The following is a 15,255-nucleotide window of genomic DNA, read 5'->3' on the forward strand; positions in this document are numbered from 1 at the left end:
GACGCGGACGGGAGATCAGGGTGCGAGGACGAGCCACGATCCTGCTGCTGGCGTTGCTGGGCGCGGTCCTGGCGGGCTGCGGCGCGCCGGAGCAGGCAGGCGCCGGGCAGCTCACGCTGGCGGCCCCGCGTGACCTCGTCGCCGGGCCGCAGGACCCGTACTACGCGCACCAGACGCTGGGCGTGTGGGAGCCGCTGGTGACGGTGGACGACCGGCTGCGGCCGGTCCCGGCGCTGGCCGTCTCGTGGGAGCGGGCCGAGCGGGGGCGGCGCTGGACGTTCACGCTGCGCGACGGGGTGCGGTTCAGCGACGGGTCGCCGCTGACGGCTGAGGCCGTGGTCGCCAACGTCCGCCGGTTCCTGCGGATCGCGCCCCGCCAGTCGGCGTTCTTCAGCCTCGACGCCGGGATGGAGGCGGCCTACGGCAAGCTCCGCGACGTGCGGGCCGAGGCGGGCAGGGTGACGTTCGAGCTGGCCGAACCGGTGGCCGACCTGCCGGCCAGGATCGCCGGGTTCTTCAGCATGGTGCAGTCGCCGAAGGCGTTCGCCGCCTCGGGCGACTTCACCGGCCAGCCGGTCGGGACCGGCCCGTACAGGCTCGTGGAGTGGGTGAAGGGGCAGCGGGCGGTGCTGGCCGCCAACCCGCACCACCACGGCGGCGCGCCCGCCTACGACCGGATCGTGGTCCGGGTGATCCCCGACGCGAACGCGCGCGTGGCGGCGCTGCGGGCGGGCGAGGTCGACGGGCTGATCGACAAGGGCGCGCTGCTGCCGGGGCAGGTGGGCGCGGTGGCCGCCGACCCCGGCTTCCGGGTGGTGCGCAGCCCGTCGGTGCTGACGCACTACCTGACGTTCAACGCCTCGCGCGGCCCGTTCGCCGACGCCCGGTTACGGGAGGCGGCCGAGCTGGCCGTCGACCGGCGGGCCGTCGCGCGCACGCTGCTCGGGGGCACGGCGACGGCGGGCGGGGCGTTCCTGTCGCCGGTCTTCGGCGAGCTCGCCGCCCCGGGCCTGGGCGCCCCGCACGACCCGGGACGGGCCCGCGAGCTGGTCGCCGCCGCCGGCGCGCCGGCCGAGCCGGTGTCGATCCTCGTCTCGTCCGCCGAGACGGGGCAGTTCCCGTACCCTGGCATCGCCGAGGTGCTGCGGGCCGCGCTGGAGCAGGCGGGGCTGCCCGCCCGCGTGACGGTGGCCGAGGCCACCAAGGCGGTGATGGAGGCCGGCGACTACGACCTCTTCCTGAGCGCGTACAGCGTGCCGAACGGCGACCCCGACTACCTGTTCCGGCGGTTCCTGCGCTCCGACGCGGCGTGGAACACCGAGCGGCGGCTCGGCTACCGCAGCGCCGCCTTCGACGACCTGGTCGACGAGGCCGCCGTCGAGACCGATCCGGGCGCCCGGCGCGAGCTGTACCACCGCGTCCAGCGGATGCTCGCGGCCGACCGGCCGATGATCCCGCTGGCCTACCAGGACAACGCGATCGTCACGACGAGCCGGGTCGGCGGCGTGCGGCAGAGCGTGGCGTACGTGGTGGACCTGGGCGCGCTCGTCCCGCGACGGTGACGGCCGTCGTCCTGCGGCGCGGCGCGGAGCTGCTCCTCGCGCTGCTGGCGGTGTCGATGCTGGTGTTCCTGCTGACGTCGCTGGCGCCGGGCGACCCGGCTGAGGAGATCCTGCGGCGCGGCGGCGTGCAGCCGACGGCGGCCGGCGTGGCGGCGCTGCGGGCCGAGCTCGGCCTCGACCAGCCGCTGTTCACCCGCTACCTGCGCTGGCTGGGCGGGGTGGCGGGCGGCGACCTCGGCCGGTCCTACGCCGACCGGTCCCCGGTGGCCGCCGAGGTGTTCTCGCGGGTCCCGGCGACGCTGCGGCTGGCGGGGGCGTCGGCGCTGGTCGCGGTGGGGCTCGCGGTGCTCGCCTCGGTCCGCCTCGCCCTGCGGCCGCGCGCGCCGCTCAGCCGGGCGATCGCGCTGGTGACGGTGGCGCTGACGGGCGTGCCGCCGTACATCGTCGGCATCCTGCTGATCAGCGTCGTGGCGGTCGGCCTGCGTGCGCTGCCCACGGGCGGCGACACCGGCCCGGGCGCGGTGGTGCTGCCCGCGCTCACGCTCGGGCTGGCGGGCGCGGCGACGCTGCTGCGGCTGCTGCGCGCCGACCTCGCCGACGCGCTGCGGCAGCCGTTCGTCCGGCTGGCCGCCGCGAAGGGGCTGCGTGCCCGGCGGACGGTCCTGGTGCACGCCGTACGGGTGGCCGCGCCGAACGCCGTCACCGCCGCCGGGGTGGTGCTCGCCGAGCTGCTGGCCGGGGCGGTGGTGGTGGAGACGCTGTTCGCCTGGCCGGGCCTGGGGCAGCTCGCGGTGACGGCGATCCGGCAGCGCGACGTGCCGGTGGTGCAGGCGTACGTGCTCGTCACCGGGGCCGCGATCGTGCTGCTGCTGGCGTGCGTGGAGCTGTGCCTGGCGGCGTGCGACCCGAGGGTGCGGCGGCGATGAGGGGACGCGCCGGGCAGGCGCTGCTCGCGGCGGTCGTGCTGTTCTGCCTGGTCACGCCACTGGTGTCGGGGCACGATCCGCACGCGCCCGACCTGGGGCGGGCCATGCTGCCGCCCGGTGGCGAGCACTGGCTGGGCACCGACCAGCTCGGCCGCGACCTGCTCACCAGGACGGCGGCCGCAGGCCGTACGTCGCTGCTGGTGGCGCTGGCGGTGACGGCGGCCACGACGGCGCTCGGCGCGGTGACGGGCGCCGCCGCCGGGCTGGCCGGCGGGGTCGCGGACCGCCTGCTGGGCTTCGCCGCGACCGTGGCGCTCGCCCTGCCGGGGCTCACGCTGGCGCTCGCGCTGGCGGGCGTGCTGCGGCCCGGGTACGGCACGGTGCTGGCCGCGCTGGTGCCGCTCGGCTGGGTGAGCTGCGGGCTCGTCGCCCGCACCGCGACCCGGCAGGCGGCCGCCTCCGATCACGTGCTGGCGGTGCGGGCCATCGGCGCGTCACGCCTCTACCTGCTGCGGCGCACGATCGGGCCGGAGCTGGCCGGTCCGCTGCTGACCGTCGCCACGGCCGACTTCGCCAGGGCGCTGGTCGCGGTCACGTCGCTGAGCTTCCTGGGGGCCGGGCTGCCGCCGCCCGACACCGACTGGGGCGGCATGGTGAGCGAGGCCACGCCGCTGCTGGTGGCCGCGCCCCGGCTGGCCGTCGTGCCCGCGCTCGCCCTGGCCGTCACCGGCCTCGCCGTCGCGCTCGTGGCCGACGCGCGGCGGGCGGCTCAGTCGGCTCAGGCGGGCGGGAGCCGGTAGACCGACACGTGCGAGCGCGAGTCGGCGGTGAACTCCGCCCCGCTCCAGTCGGCGTGCCGCGACTCCAGCTCGAACCCGGCGAGCTGCGCCATCAGGTCGAGCTCGGCCGGCCACACGTAACGCTGCGGGGTGCGGAACAGCTCCGCCTGCCGCCCGTCGCCGAACGTGAAGTGGTGCGACACGACGAGCTGCCGCACCACGTCGTAGGTGTCGAGCCCGATGTAGCCGGGCTCGCTGTGGTAGACCATCGCCTGCTGGCCCGGCGGGAGCTTGCGCAGCTCGGGCACCCAGAGCTCGATCACGAACCGGCCGCCGGGCGACAGGTGCCGGGCCGCGTTGCGGAAGCAGGCGACCTGCTCGGCCTGGGTGAGCAGGTTGCCGATCGTGTTGTAGACGAGGTAGACGAGCGAGTACGCGCCCGGGGCGACCGCGCTCGCCATGTCGCCGGCGACCACCGGGATCGCCGCCTCGCCGGCCTTGGTGCGCAACTGGTCGATCATCGGCCGGGACAGCTCGATGCCGGTGACGGGCACCCCCCGCTCGGCCAGCGGCACCGCGACCCGGCCGGTGCCGATGGCGAACTCCAGCGCCCGCCCGCCGCCCGCGAGCGCGGCGAGCCGGTCGACCGCGGGCTTGAGCACCTCCGGCGCGAACATGCCGGTGCCCGGCGTGTCGTAGCGGCGCGCGGTCTCGGCGTCCCAGATCTCCTCCTGTCGCATGCTCCCCACCCTGACCCGGCGGCGTCCGGGCTGTCCACCGCTTCACGGCCGGGTGAGCGCGACACGTGAGGACCGGATTTGGTGATCGGCTGACTACGCTGCGCAGTTTTCTCTAGGTTGCGACAGGAGCGCCGCTCCCCCGCCCGCAGTCAGAAAGGATCACGTATGTCGAGGGTCAGATCGATCGTCGTCTGGACGGCGGTCGCGATCGCCGGAGCGGTCGCCTGGGGCGTCCTGGCGCTGTCGCGGGGCGAGAGCGTGTCGGCGGTCTGGATGGTCGCCGCCGCGCTCGGCTCGTACGCGATCGCGTACCGGTTCTACGCCCGGTTCATCGCCCGTACGGTGCTCGGCGTCGACGACCGCAGGGCCACGCCGGCGGAGCGGCTCGACAACGGCGTGGACTTCCAGCCGACGGACCGGCGGGTGCTGTTCGGCCACCACTTCGCGGCCATCGCCGGGGCGGGGCCGCTGGTGGGGCCGGTGCTGGCGGCGCAGATGGGCTACCTGCCCGGCACCATCTGGATCATCGTGGGGGTGATCCTGGCCGGGGCCGTCCAGGACATGGTGGTGCTGTTCTTCTCGCTGCGGCGCGACGGCAAGAGCCTGGGCCAGATGGTGCGCGAGGAGATCGGGCCGATCGGCGGGGCGGCGGCGCTCGTCGCGGTCTTCGCCATCATGATCATCCTGCTGGCGGTGCTGGCGCTGGTCGTCGTCAACGCGCTGGCCGCCTCGCCCTGGGGCGCCTTCTCCATCGCGATGACCATCCCCATCGCCCTGTTCATGGGCTTCTACCTGCGGGTCCTGCGGCCCGGCCGGGTGGTCGAGACGTCGGTCATCGGGGTGGCGCTGCTGCTGCTGGCCATCGTGGGCGGCAGCTGGGTGCAGGACTCCGCGCTGGCCGGGGTGTTCACGCTCAGCCCGCAGACGCTGGTCGTCTGCCTGGTCGTGTACGGGTTCTTCGCCTCGGTGCTGCCGGTGTGGATGCTGCTGGCGCCGCGCGACTACCTGTCGACGTTCATGAAGGTCGGCACGATCGGGCTGCTGGCGGTGGGGGTGGTGGTCGCGGCCCCGGTGCTGCGCAACGAGGCAGTGACCGAGTTCGCGCTGACCGGGGACGGGCCGGTGTTCGCCGGGGCGCTGTTCCCGTTCGTGTTCATCACGATCGCCTGCGGGGCGCTGTCGGGCTTCCACGCGCTCATCTCGTCGGGCACCACGCCGAAGATGATCCAGAAGGAGTCGCAGATCCGGCTGATCGGCTACGGCGGGATGCTCACCGAGTCGTTCGTCGCGATCATGGCGTTGATCGCGGCCAGCGTGCTGGAGCCGGGGCTCTACTACGCGATGAACGCCCCGGCGGGGCTGCTCGGGTCCACCGCCGAGAGCGCGTCGGCGGCGGTGGCGCGGCTCGGGTTCACGATCTCGCCCGAGGACCTGACGGCAGCGGCGGCGGCCGTGGAGGAGAGCACGATCATCGCGCGGACCGGCGGGGCGCCCACGCTGGCCGTCGGCATCTCCGAGATCATGGCGGCGGTGTTCGGCGGCGCGGCGTTCAAGGCGTTCTGGTACCACTTCGCGATCATGTTCGAGGCGCTGTTCATCCTCACGACGGTCGACGCGGGGACCAGGGTCGGGCGGTTCATGCTCCAGGACACGCTGGGCAACGTATGGAAGCCGATCGGGCGGGTGAGCTGGAAGCCGGGCCTGTGGGCGACCAGCGCCGTGGTGGTGCTGGCGTGGGGCTACTTCCTGTGGGCGGGGGTCAACGACCCGCTCGGCGGGATCAACCAGCTCTTCCCGCTGTTCGGCATCGCGAACCAGCTTCTGGCGGCGGTGGCGCTGACGCTGGCGACGACGCTGCTGATCAAGTCGGGCAAGCTCCGCTGGGCGTGGGTGACCGGCGTGCCGTTGGCCTGGGACGTCGCGGTCACGCTCACCGCGAGCTGGCAGAAGGTGTTCGACGCCGACCCGAAGATCGGCTTTTTCGCGCAGCGCGAGCTGTACGCCGAGGCGCTGGCGGCGGGCCGGGTGCTGGCCCCGGCGCGGAGCCTCGACCAGATGCGGACCGTCGTCACCAACTCCACCGTGGACGGCGTCCTGGCGGCGCTGTTCGCCGTGCTCGTGCTGGTCGTCATCGCCGACGCGGCCGTGGTGTGCGTGCGCGCGCTCCGCTCCCGCGAGCCGCTGCCGCTCAAGGAGGCCCCGTACGTGGAGTCGGCCCTCGTCGCGCCGTCGGGGCTGTTCGCCACCCCGGGCTCGCGGTCGTCGTGAAGGCGCTGCGTTTCCTGCGCTGGTACGTGCGCGAGCTGACGGGGACGGCGGCCTACGAGCGGTACACGGACGCGCACGCGGCCCACGGCGGGACGCCGATGTCGCGGCGCGAGTACGAGCGGCGGCGATCGGACCTGCGCGAGGCGGCGCCGGAGAGCCGCTGCTGCTGACCCGGAACTTTCGGCCTCAGCGGGGACGTACGGCCGGCCCTCTTGAATAACCCACACTATTGGTAGGAAAATCAGGCATCTATTCCTTCGTGAAGGGAAAGATCGTGCCTCTGCCTGATTTCCTGATCGCCGGCGTGCCCAAGGCGGGGACCACCGCCCTGCACACCGCGCTGCGGCGGCACCCGGACCTGTTCCTGTCCCGGGTCAAGGAGCCGAAGTTCTTCCTCACCGACGGCCCGCCCCCGCACACGGGCGGCCCGGGCGACGCCGACACCTACCGCGAGCACGTCTGGCGCCGCACGGACTACGAGGCGCTGTTCGCCGACGCTCCCCCGGGCGCGCTCACCGGCGAGTCCACCCCCTTCTACCTGTACGACACGGCCGCCCAGCGGCGCATCCACGCCCTCATCCCTGAGGTCAAGATCATCCTGACGTTACGGGACCCGGTCGAGCGGGCGCACTCCAACTGGACACACCTTTGGTCGGCCGGGCTGGAGCCCATCGGCGACCTGGTGCGCGCCTGCGAGGCCGAGCCCAAGCGGATCGCCGACGGCTGGGGGCATTTCTGGCACTACACCGGCCTCGGCCGTTACGGCGAGCAGCTCGCCCACCTGTTCAGCCTGTTCCCCCGCGAGCAGGTGCTGATCTTCCGCTACCGCGACGTCGTCGACCGGCCCGCCGCCACCCTGGACCAGGTCTGCGCCTTCCTCGGCGTCCGCACCGGCGTGCTCACCGAGGTGCCCCGGCAGAACGTGACCGCCCACCCCCAGGCCGGCGCCCGGCACGCCGTGCTCGCCACCCTCCGCAGACGGCTGCCCGCGCCCCTGGCCGGGCCCGTCGAGGGCCTGCTCCAGCGGCGCGGCCAGGCCCGCCGCCCGCTGGAGTGGGAGCAGCGGCAGCGGCTCATCCCCTGCTTCGCCGACGACATCCGGCTGCTCCAGGAGCTCACCGGCGACGACTACGGCGACTGGCTCCGGCACCGGCCGCGCTCCGGCGGCCTCGTCGGCGTCCGGCCGCCCGGCCAGCGGCAGGCGCGCAACGGCCGCCGGAGCTGACGCCGCGCCGCCCGGTCAGCGCAGTTCGGTGCGCAGTTCGGTGCGCAGCTCGTGCGCGCCGTCCGCGCGGGTGAACTCGTAGTACAGCCGTACGCCGCCGCCGGGCAGGTCGACGATGTCCAGGTAGCGCAGGCCGCCTCCGCCGTGCGGGGAGGCGGCCGCGGGCGCCCCGCCCACCGGCGTCAGCTCGGCCGGGCCCGCGCCGACGGCGACGCCGGTGCGCTCCTCGTAGTTCTCCGCGGCGTCCGCCCGGCCGTCGTAGAAGGCCAGCACCCGGTCTGCGGCGAACCGCACCGCGCTCACCCGCACCCCGCGCGCGTCCCACAGGCCCGGCCTGCCGCTGAGCGCCGTGCCGTGCCACGTCCACTCCAGGCCGTCGGCGCTGGTGGCGTAGTCGGTGACCATCTGGTCGGCCTCGTCGGGGTCGGCCAGCGGATGGCAGGAGGCCCACAGGTGCCAGACGCCGTCCCGCTGGACGACGACCGTGTCCTTCACCCCGGTCTTCGGGTCGCCGGGCAGGACGGTGACGCGCGAGCGCGGGTCGAACCCGGCCGGGTCCGCGGCCTCCAGCACCTCCACCCGCCAGTGCTTGGTGCCCTCGGTGGCGCAGCTCAGGTAGAGCCGCCAGCGCCCGTCCGGCAGGCGCACCAGCGCGGGCCGCTCCAGCGACTCGGCGTCCATCTGCTCGCGCGTGACCGTCGTCAGCGTCTCGAACCGCTCGCCGTCCGCCGAACGGGCGACCACCACCGCGTACCCGCGCCCCTGCCCGACCGGGCGGCGCAGCCGGTAGGCGAGGTAGATCAGCCCGTCCGCCGCGACGGCGCTCGGCGCGCCCGCCCAGTGCCCCTCACCGGGTGACGGCGGCGCGACCGCCACCACGGAGCGGTCCGGGTCGGGCAGGAAGGCGTTCTCATCGATCGACATGGGCGCGACACTAGGCGACGACGCACGGCGCTTCACGGACCCTGACCCTCCCTTGGACGTTCCCTGCTCCACGCATAGTCGTTCCCTTCCGCAACCCCTCGGGGGTTCCTGTCCGCCCCGGGGTCTCCTGGGGCTCGTGGTCGTCGGTGGCGTACGGGCCGGCTCAGGGGAGAGCGGCGCGGGCGTGGGCGCGGACGTCGGCGTCCGGGTCGGACAGGGCGGCGCGCAACGCCTCGGCCACCTCGGGCCTGCCCGCCCAGCGCGACAGCGCGAGCACGGCCGCCTTGCGCACGTCCAGGTTGGCGTCCGACAGCGCCCCGGCGAGCGGCCCGCAGGCGGTCTCCGCCTCGGCGGCGGCCAGGCAGCGGGCCGCGCCGACCCGTACCTCCCAGGCGGGGTCGCGGAGCGCCCGCGCCGCCTCGGCGGTGAGCGGGGCGCCGGTCGCCCCCGACGCCTCCAGCGCGGCGGCGCGTACGAGCGGGTCGGCGTCGGCGGCGAGCGCGGAGAGGGCGGCGAGCGCGGCGGACGGCTTGCCGATGAGCCCCAGCCCCTTGGCCACCCACACGCGCACCTCGCGCGACGGGTCGGCGGCGGCCCCGGCGACGCGGTCGGCCTCGTCGAGCGAGACCAGCCCCCGGATCGCCTCGACGCGGACCCGGCGGTCGGGGTCGGCGAGCCCTGCGGCGAAGGTTTCGGCCCCGGCCAGCCGCAGGGCGCGCAGCACGTCGAGCGCGCACGCCCGCACCACCGCGTCGGCCCCGCCGAGCTGCCCGGCCAGGGCGGCGCCCAGCTCGGGCGTGGCGGGCAGCACCTCGACGAGCTCCTTGAGCGCGGTGGCGGCGGCGCGCCGCACGGTGCCGTGGGCGTCGCCGAGCGCGGCGGCCAGCGCGGCGCCGGTGCCCTCGGGGACGACCTCGGTGAGCGTGGCGACGGCGGCCCGCCTGACCTTGGGGTCGGGGTCCGACAGGTACGGGCCGAGCCGGTCGGCGGTGGGCTGCTCCTCGGCCAGCCGGTGCAGCTCCAGGATGCGCGGCGAGCGGCCGACGGCGGCCCGGCCGGTGGGCGCGGCGGCGGCACGCCGTACGGGGGTGGCGGTGTGCGCGCCGAGCACGACCGGTTCGGCGGCCACGGGCGCGTACTCGGGCACGGGCACCAGGTAGGGCTCGACCGGGCGTTTGACGAACTCCATCGCGCCGTCGTCGCGCTTGCGCAGGTTGAGGTGGAACAGCCAGGTCGCGTCGTCGCGGGCGGGCAGGTCGGCCCGCTCGTGGTAGAGGCCCCAGCGGCTCTCGGTGCGGGTCAGCGAGGCGCGGGCGGCCATCTCGGCGCAGTCGCGGATGAAGTCGACCTCCACGCAGCGCATGAGCTCGTGCGGGGTGCGCGCGCCCATCGCGGCGACCTCCTCGCGCATGCGCTCGAACGACTCCAGCGCGAGGTCCAGCTTGGCGGCGGTCTTGGGCGGCGTCACGTAGTCGTTGACGAACCGGCGCAGCTTGTACTCGACCTGCTGCTGCGGCGGCCCGTCCGGGTGGCGCAGCGGGCGGTAGACCAGCTCGTGGGCGGCGGCGACCTGATCGGCGGGCAGCGCGTCGGGCGACCCGCCGGACCCGGCGACCCGGGCGGCGGCGTGCGCGCCGGCCAGGTCGCCGAAGACGAACGCGCCGATCATGTAGTTGTGCGGCACGCAGGCCAGGTCCCCGGCCGCGTAGAGGCCGGGCACGGTCGTCGCGCCGTGCTCGTCCACCCACACCCCGGAGGCCGAGTGGCCGCCGCACAGGCCGATCTCCGAGATGTGCATCTCCACGTCGTGGGTGCGGTAGTCGTGGCCGCGCCCGGCGTGGAAGGTGCCGCGCGTGGGCCGTTCGGTGGTGTGCAGGATGTTCTCCAGCGCCCCGATGGACTCCTCCGGCAGGTGCGTGAGCTTGAGGTAGATCGGCCCCCGCGCGGAGGCGATCTCGGCGGCCACCTCGGCCATCATCTGGCCCGACCAGTAGTCGGAGTCGACGAAGCGCTCCCCCCGGTTGTTGACCTGGTAGCCGCCGAACGGGTTGGCCACGTAGGCGCAGGCCGGGCCGTTGTAGTCCTTGATCAGCGGGTTGATCTGGAAGCACTCGATGCCGCTGAGCTCGGCCCCCGCGTGGTAGGCCATGGCGTGGCCGTCACCGGCGTTGGCGGGGTTCTCGTACGTGCCGTACAGGTAGCCGCTGGCGGGCAGGCCGAGCCTGCCGCAGGCGCCGGTCGCCAGGATGACCGCGCCCGCGCTCACCGTGACGAACCGCCCGGACCGGGTGTCGAACCCGGCCACGCCGACGGCCCGGCCGCCGGAGGTGAGCACCCGTACGGGCATGACCCGGTTCTCGATGCGCACCTTCTCGCGGATGTCGCGGCGGCGCAGCACCCGGTAGAGGACCTTCTTGACGTCCTTGCCCTCGGGCATGGGCAGCACGTAGCTGCCGGAGCGGTGGACGCGGCGCACCGCGTACTCGCCGTACTCGTCCTTCTCGAACTTGACGCCGTAGCGCTCCAGGCGGCGGACCATGTCGTGGCCCCGGGTGGCGGTCTGGTGGATCGTCCGCTGGTTGACGATCCCGTCGTTGGCCCGGGTGATCTCGGCGACGTAGTCCTCGGGGGTGGCCTTGCCGGGGATGACGGCGTTGTTCACCCCGTCCATGCCCATGGCGAGCGCGCCGCTGTGACGGACGTGCGCCTTCTCCAGCAGCAGGACGCGGGCGCCCCGCTCCGCCGCGGTGATCGCGGCCATCGTGCCCGCGGTGCCGCCGCCGACGACGAGCACCTCGCACTCCAGGTGCAGGCGGTCGTCGATCGAGGGGATCTCCATCTACAGCTCCTTCAGAATCCTGTCGCGCAGCCCGGCGTCCCGGCCGGCGCCGCGTACGGCGAAGGACGCGCGAATGCCGTGCCCGTTCCCGGGTCCGCCGAGCACCACGATCCGGTCGGCCAGCAGCAGCGCCTCGTCCACGTCGTGGGTGACGAAGACGACGGTCGCGCGGGTGCCGGCCAGCACGTCGAGCAGCAGGCGTTGCATCTGGGCGCGGGTCTGGGCGTCGAGCGCGCCGAACGGCTCGTCCATCAGCACCGCGCGGGGCGCGGCCACGAGCGCGCGGGCGAGCTGCACGCGCTGCCGCATGCCGCCGGACAGCTCGCGCGGCAGCTTGCCCTCGGCCCCGGCCAGCCCCACCCGGTCGATCCACTCCAGCGCCGCCGCGGTCCGCTCCCGCCTGCCGACCTTGCGGATGCGCAGCGGCAGCTCGACGTTGCGCAGCACGCTGCGCCAGGGCAGCAGCCCGTCGTCCTGGAAGACCATGGCCCGTTCGGCCGAGGTGCCGGTGATCTCGGCGCCGCCGGCGCGGACCGTCCCGGCGGCGGGCGGGAGCAGCCCGGCCAGGGCGCGCAGCAGCGTGGACTTGCCGGAGCCGGACGCGCCCACGACGACCAGCACCTCGCCCGGCTCGATGTCCAGGTCGACGCCGCGCACGACCGGGTCGCGGCCGTAGCCGAGGGCCAGCCCCTCCAGCGTGAACCCGATCCCGGCGGGGGCGGCCCCGACGGCGGGCAGCACCGCGGTCATGACACACCGTCCCGCGCGGCCCGGGGCAGCCAGCGGGTGACCCGCCGCCCGGCCAGCTCCACGGCGGCCGAGGTGAGCCAGCCGAGCAGGCCGATGGTGAGCATCCCGACGATCACCGCCGGGTAGTCCACCAGCGTGTACGCCTGCCAGGTGCGGTAGCCGACGCCGAACTCCCCCGAGATCATCTCGGCCGAGATCACGCAGATCCACGACACGCCCATCCCGACCGACAGCCCGCCGGACACGCCGGGCAGGATGCCGGGCAGCACGACGTGCCGCAGCACGTGGAGGCGGCGCCCGCCGAGCGTCCTGACGGCGTCCTCCCACAGGGTGGGCAGCGCCCGGACGGCGTGCCGGGTGCTGACCAGGATCGGGAAGAACGCGGCGACGAAGGTGATGAACACGATGCCCTGCTCGTCGGTGGGGAACAGCAGGATCGCCACCGGGACCAGCGCGATCGCCGGGATCGGCCGGACCGCCTCCAGCAGGGGCAGCAGCACGTCCCGGGTCCGCGGCGACCTGCCGAGCGCGATGCCCGCGGCGACGCCCGCGACCGTGGCCAGCCCGAACCCGGTGAGGATGCGGATCAGGCTCTGCAGCAGGTCGAGCGCGAACACCGGGGTGACGAGCTGCCGGGCGGCCTCCCCCGCGATCTCGTCGAGCGTGGGCAGCCGGTCGAACCTGAGCCACAGCCGGGCGTCGGCGGCGGTGAGCGCCTGCCACAGCCCGGCCGCCGCCAGCACGGAGGCCGCTCTGACGGCCCAGCCGGTCACGTGTCGCCCCCCTTGCCCGCCGCCTTCACGGCGTCCTCGTACGTGATCGGCTCGGCGTCCGGGTGCGCCGCGCGGTAGGCGGCGGCGCCCTCGGCGGTGGTGAAGGGCAGGAAGTCCGCGCCCGCGCGCAGCCACACGGCGTGGCCGGCGAACCAGCGGGTGCCCGTGACCGTGTCGGGCACGTACGCGGCGCGCACGGCCGTCCCGGCGGCCCGGGCGGCGGCGATCTGGCGCAGCAGGCAGGCGGGCGTGGCGGCCGGCCGCGTCGTGGCGGCGCCGTCGAGCCACAGCTCCGAGGCCGTCGCCGGGTCGGTGACCGGGCCGCCGCACACCGGGTCCGTCCCGGTGATCGCGGCCGGGTTCGCGGTGGCGGCCACGTCCCTGTCGTAGTCCGGCCCGTACGCCTTGCGCAGGTAGGAGTCGTTGACGAAGGCGGCGACGTCCACGCCGGCGAAGTCGTCGCCGATGCGCTTGAGGAACGGCACGTCGTGCTCGTGGGCGGCCTTGAGCTGCGGCTTGAGCGTGACGTCGAAGGTGGAGATGCCGCCGGGGCCGTTGTAGAGGTAGACGACCTCGGGCGGCAGGCCGGTGATCCGCGCGACGGTCTCGGCCGCCTCCAGCGGGTGCTCGTGCAGGTAGCGGGTGGCGTCCAGCTGCGCCTTGAGGAAGGCGTCCACCACCTCCGGGTGCTCCTTCGCGTACGCCTGCCGCACCACCACGCCGTGGAAGGTCGGCACGTCCAGCGCGGAGCCGTCGTAGATCAGGCGGCCCTTGCCCTGGAAGACCACCAGCCCCGGCCAGGCGACGAACTGGGCGTACGCCTGGACGCCGCCCGCCTCCAGCTGCGAGGCGCCGACGGCGGGCTGGTGGTTGACCACCTCGACCCCGGAGACGCCCGCCTTCTCCAGGGCCTGCACCAGCGTGCCGTGCCCGGCGGAGCCGACGCTGGCCGACACCTTGGCCCCGCGCAGGTCGGCCAGGGTCGTCGCCGGGGAGCCGGGCGGCACGACGACCATGTTGAGGCCGCCGCGCAGGTTGTAGCCGGTGGTGGAGATCAGCTCGGTGCGCGCCTCGGGGACGCCCTGGGTGCGGGAGGCGTTGATGAGCAGGGGGTAGTCGCCCATCGAGCCGATGTCGATCTTCCCGGCGACCATCTTGGCGGTGATCGGGGCGCCGGTGTCGTGGTCCTGCCACTCGACGGCGTACCGGTCGCCGAGCCGCTTCTCCAGGTAGCCGAGCGAGCGCAGCAGGGTGCCCGCGGTGACGGTGTTGATGGTCTTGGACTGGTAGCCGACGACGACCGTCGTCCTGTCGGCGCCGCCGCCGGTGACCGAGCAGCCGGCGGCGGCGAGCAGGACGAGGGCCGCCAGAAGCACGCGCGTCATCGTCGTCCTCATCGCAGCAGGTAGGGGATGTTGATGGTGACTGCGTCGACCGGGCACCGGGCGGCGCACGGGCCGCAGTACCAGCACTCGTCGACGTACATGTACGCCTTGCCGGTCTCGTCGCTGATCGCGAGGGAGTCGAGCGGGCACGCCTCGACGCACAGCGTGCAGCCCTCGACGCACAGCGCCTCGTCGATGGTCACGGGCACCTCGACCCGCTGGTCGATCAGGGCCATCGCCCCTCCTCCTGGGTGGCGCGGTCGAGCTGCCCGCGCATGGTCAGCCGGTCGCCGCGGAAACGGATGAACTCCAGGTCGACGGGCCTGCCGTCGGCCAGGTGGGTGAGCCGCTCGACCATGAGCAGCGCGGCTCCGCGCGGGACGGCGAGCACGGCCGCGGTGTGCGGGTCGGCGTTGACCGCCTCCAGCGTGAGCTCGGCGGTGCCGAGCGGGCTGCCGGTGATCCGCTCCAGCAGCACGAAGATGTCGTTGCTGGTCAGGTCGGCGTCGAACAGCGGCTCGCCGGCGTCGCGGACGAGGTAGGTCAGGTCGAGCGAGAGCGGCAGGCCGTTGAGGCTGCGCAGCCGTTCGAGGTAGACGACGGGCTCGCCCGGGGGCAGGCCGAGCCGGGCGCGCACGGCGGGCGGCGGCTCGATCAGCGTCATGGTCCTGACCTGGTTGGTCACCCGGCCGTGCTCGTCCAGCGTCTCGGCGAGGCCGAGCAGCCGGTGCAGGCCGTGCGGGTACTTCTCGCCGGCGATCGTGGTGCCGACGCCGGGGCAGCGCTCGACCAGCCCTTCCTCGCGCAGCAGGCGCAGGGCGTCGCGCACGGTGTTGCGCGAGGCGCCGAACTCGCGGGCCAGCGCGGCCTCGGGCGGCAGCCTGACCTGGGGGAAGCCTCCGTGCACGATCTGGCGCCTGAGCAGGTCGGCGACCTGTCTGGCCCGGTCCGCCCGGCGTCGCGCGACCTGTCCCATCTCCACACCTCCCGTTCGGCCTGGGCTATAACCTAGCAAGCAGGTAGGTAAATAGGGATAACGGAAGGATTGCGCCACACCCGGCCCGGCCCACCCGCCGCGCGAGCA

The 15,255-nt window shown here is 74.6% G+C and carries 14 protein-coding genes; 6 read left to right on the forward strand and 8 right to left on the reverse strand.

The features are described from left to right. Nucleotides 1–20: 20 nt before the first annotated feature. The 3 genes from AB0J53_RS37870 to AB0J53_RS37880 are packed head-to-tail and all read left to right on the forward strand — an operon-like array spanning nt 21 to nt 3,288. The gene (locus tag AB0J53_RS37870; RefSeq protein ID WP_364181330.1) at nt 21–1,562 is read left to right on the forward strand and encodes an ABC transporter substrate-binding protein; all 1,542 of its coding nucleotides are present in this window, start codon (nt 21–23) and stop codon (nt 1,560–1,562) included. Further along, complete coding sequence (locus tag AB0J53_RS37875) at nt 1,559–2,488, forward strand: ABC transporter permease (protein WP_364181333.1); 930 nt, start codon at nt 1,559–1,561, stop codon at nt 2,486–2,488. The genes AB0J53_RS37870 and AB0J53_RS37875 overlap by 4 nt, the downstream gene beginning before the upstream one ends. Further along, nucleotides 2,485–3,288: an ABC transporter permease gene (locus AB0J53_RS37880; RefSeq protein WP_364181336.1), complete on the forward strand. Its 804-nt coding sequence runs from the start codon at nt 2,485–2,487 to the stop codon at nt 3,286–3,288. Before AB0J53_RS37875 ends, AB0J53_RS37880 begins: the two co-directional genes overlap by 4 nt. On the opposite strand, the gene AB0J53_RS37885 is transcribed toward AB0J53_RS37880, so the two are convergent. Beyond that, a complete protein-coding gene (locus tag AB0J53_RS37885) occupies nt 3,267–4,007 on the reverse strand; it encodes a class I SAM-dependent methyltransferase (protein WP_364181339.1) in 741 nt (246 codons plus the stop codon). The genes AB0J53_RS37880 and AB0J53_RS37885 overlap by 22 nt on opposite strands. Nucleotides 4,008–4,172: 165 nt before the next feature. Here AB0J53_RS37885 and AB0J53_RS37890 point away from each other — a divergent pair, with 165 nt between their 5' ends. The 3 genes from AB0J53_RS37890 to AB0J53_RS37900 all read left to right on the forward strand — a co-directional run bounded on the left by AB0J53_RS37890 (nt 4,173) and on the right by AB0J53_RS37900 (nt 7,500). Next, nucleotides 4,173–6,275, forward strand: a complete 2,103-nt coding sequence (locus AB0J53_RS37890; RefSeq protein WP_364181342.1) for a carbon starvation CstA family protein — start codon at nt 4,173–4,175, stop codon at nt 6,273–6,275. Then, nucleotides 6,272–6,445, forward strand: coding sequence for a CstA-like transporter-associated (seleno)protein (locus AB0J53_RS37895; protein WP_364181345.1), 174 nt, complete (start codon nt 6,272–6,274; stop codon nt 6,443–6,445). Before AB0J53_RS37890 ends, AB0J53_RS37895 begins: the two co-directional genes overlap by 4 nt. A 104-nt stretch (nt 6,446–6,549) precedes the next feature. Next, entirely contained in the window at nt 6,550–7,500 is a 951-nt protein-coding gene (locus tag AB0J53_RS37900; RefSeq protein WP_364181347.1) for a sulfotransferase, read from the forward strand. A 15-nt stretch (nt 7,501–7,515) separates the two neighbouring features. Here AB0J53_RS37900 and AB0J53_RS37905 read toward each other — a convergent pair whose 3' ends face one another. The 7 genes from AB0J53_RS37905 to AB0J53_RS37935 all read right to left on the reverse strand — a co-directional run bounded on the left by AB0J53_RS37905 (nt 7,516) and on the right by AB0J53_RS37935 (nt 15,147). Next, nucleotides 7,516–8,424: a hypothetical protein gene (locus AB0J53_RS37905; RefSeq protein ID WP_364181350.1), complete on the reverse strand. Its 909-nt coding sequence runs from the start codon at nt 8,422–8,424 to the stop codon at nt 7,516–7,518. A 163-nt stretch (nt 8,425–8,587) separates the two neighbouring features. Next, a complete protein-coding gene (locus AB0J53_RS37910; RefSeq protein ID WP_364181353.1) occupies nt 8,588–11,263 on the reverse strand; it encodes a fumarate reductase/succinate dehydrogenase flavoprotein subunit in 2,676 nt (891 codons plus the stop codon). Further along, nucleotides 11,264–12,013, reverse strand: a complete 750-nt coding sequence (locus AB0J53_RS37915; RefSeq protein ID WP_364181356.1) for an ABC transporter ATP-binding protein — start codon at nt 12,011–12,013, stop codon at nt 11,264–11,266. After that, nucleotides 12,010–12,786 carry an ABC transporter permease gene (locus tag AB0J53_RS37920; RefSeq protein WP_219510647.1) on the reverse strand — a complete coding sequence of 259 codons (777 nt, stop codon included), beginning with the start codon at nt 12,784–12,786 and terminating at the stop codon, nt 12,010–12,012. The genes AB0J53_RS37915 and AB0J53_RS37920 overlap by 4 nt, the downstream gene beginning before the upstream one ends. Further along, the gene (locus AB0J53_RS37925; protein ID WP_364181360.1) at nt 12,783–14,171 is read right to left on the reverse strand and encodes an ABC transporter substrate-binding protein; all 1,389 of its coding nucleotides are present in this window, start codon (nt 14,169–14,171) and stop codon (nt 12,783–12,785) included. The genes AB0J53_RS37920 and AB0J53_RS37925 overlap by 4 nt, the downstream gene beginning before the upstream one ends. A gap of 8 nt (nt 14,172–14,179) precedes the next feature. Beyond that, nucleotides 14,180–14,407 carry a ferredoxin family protein gene (locus tag AB0J53_RS37930; protein WP_219510645.1) on the reverse strand — a complete coding sequence of 76 codons (228 nt, stop codon included), beginning with the start codon at nt 14,405–14,407 and terminating at the stop codon, nt 14,180–14,182. Further along, the gene (locus AB0J53_RS37935) at nt 14,398–15,147 is read right to left on the reverse strand and encodes a GntR family transcriptional regulator (protein ID WP_364181363.1); all 750 of its coding nucleotides are present in this window, start codon (nt 15,145–15,147) and stop codon (nt 14,398–14,400) included. The genes AB0J53_RS37930 and AB0J53_RS37935 overlap by 10 nt, the downstream gene beginning before the upstream one ends. Nucleotides 15,148–15,255 lie beyond the last annotated feature (108 nt).

Origin of the sequence: Nonomuraea sp. NPDC049725, from assembly GCF_040674795.1 — a bacterium.
GTDB lineage: Bacteria > Actinomycetota > Actinomycetes > Streptosporangiales > Streptosporangiaceae > Nonomuraea > Nonomuraea ceibae.